At 37.0% G+C, this 1,633-nt stretch carries 1 protein-coding gene; it reads right to left on the bottom strand.

The genetic code is table 11. From position 1 onward, the window contains the following. Positions 1-1,563 (bottom strand): IS3 family transposase gene (locus ACWM35_RS25005; RefSeq protein ID WP_454821584.1). Its coding sequence is split into 2 segments (ribosomal slippage), with 1,561 coding nucleotides annotated over them: positions 1-910 and positions 913-1,563; the frame shifts between segments, so codons are not numbered across the junction. This gene is flagged as partial in the annotation. Between the last annotated feature and the right edge of the window lie 70 nt (positions 1,564-1,633).

Genomic DNA, 1,633 nt, shown 5'->3' with positions numbered 1-1,633 from the left:
CGGCATTAGCCCTGTATTCTAAGGGACTAAGGCCGTTTAGTCTTTTTTGTAATCGTTCATGATTATAAAATTGTATGTACTCCTCAATGTCTTGCTTTAACTCTTCAAAGGTAATGTATTTGTTTAGATAATACTTTTCACTTTTCAATGTTCCCCAAAAAGCCTCCATTGGTCCATTATCGATACACCTTCCTACCCTTGACATACTTTGAACCATCTCTGCTTTATCAATTTTCCTTTTAAAAGCAGGGGAGGTGTATTGAAATCCTCGGTCACTATGGAAGAGGGGCTTTGCTCCCGGGTTGACTTCCAACGCTAAATCGAAGGTTTTAAATACCAACGGATTATTATTAGAATTACCTAATACATAGCTTACAATGGATCCATCATACACATCTAAAATCGCACTCAAATAAGCCTTCTGTGAGGCTCCATACTTCATTTCAGTCACGTCTGTTAACCACTTATCATTTGGCTTCTCTGCGTGGAATTCTCTGTTCAAGATGTTTTCAGCCACGTGTTTTGGTGTGCTTGGCTTGTATTTTTTTCCTTTTCGTCGAATTAACGATTGGATTCCAGCGATTCTCATCAATCGATATACTCGTTTATGATTAATAGGCTTTGGTAAAGTACGGTTCAGGTTCATTGTTATGCGGCGATATCCATATATACCATCCACTTTCTCATATAAACCTTTTATTTCCTTTAGAATTTTCTCATTCAATTTCTCATTCTCGGAAGGGGTACGATCAAGCCATTTATAATAGGAAGAACGTTGAATTCTCGCAATCTCGCATAATAGCACAATAGTGAATTTCTCTTTCTCATGAAGTTCCTTAATAGCTACATATTTATCGGTTAATCGAATTTGGCTTAAGGACGTTTCTTTAAACGCCTCCTTTCGAGTTCTTCCAACTTTTTTAAAAATGCATTCTCAGCCCGAAGGCGCTCATTTTCCCTCTCCAACATTTTCATTTTGCGTTGGAATTTCTCTTCTGGGGTTAACTCTGGCTCTGACTTACGTTGACCTCTCTTATCTATTAGTCCTTCTTCTCCTTGTTTCTCATACTTCTTCACCCATTGATAAACCTGTTGATAGGAAACATTGAACTGCGCCATTGTCTGAGGATAATTTTTCCCGTTCTGTAAGCAATACATAACAATTTCCAAACGCTCTTCTTGTGTGGTGGACCGACCTTTAATCATAGAGATATTCACCCTTTTTGTATCATTTAGTTCTCTATGATCATTATAATGCTTAATCCATCTGTCCAAAACTGAACGACTAGATATTTCATATTTCCGTATAATCTCATCCTGAGAAAAGTTCCCCGAAAGATAATCAAAAACAGCAGCTAGTTTGACCTCTTTAGAGTACTGTTTCCACCCAGTTGCCCCCTCAAGTCCATCTATTCCATATGTTTGGAATAAATGTATCCAATTATTTAACGTATCTTTAGAGATGTTATTTTGTTGAAGAAAGTCTCGAACAGTGACTTGTCTGTTCTGAAAAGAAATAATCAGATCATATTTTTCCAGTGCAGTATAGGCACTTTTCGCCATAGAAAAAACCCCCAATAGAGTAAACAGATTTTTTATTATTTCATCTGTCTACTTTATTGGGAGCATATCA

Source organism: Neobacillus sp. K501 (genome assembly GCF_053749995.1).
Note: the sequence above shows the minus strand (reverse complement) of the source record. Positions and strands in the feature narration are given on the sequence as shown.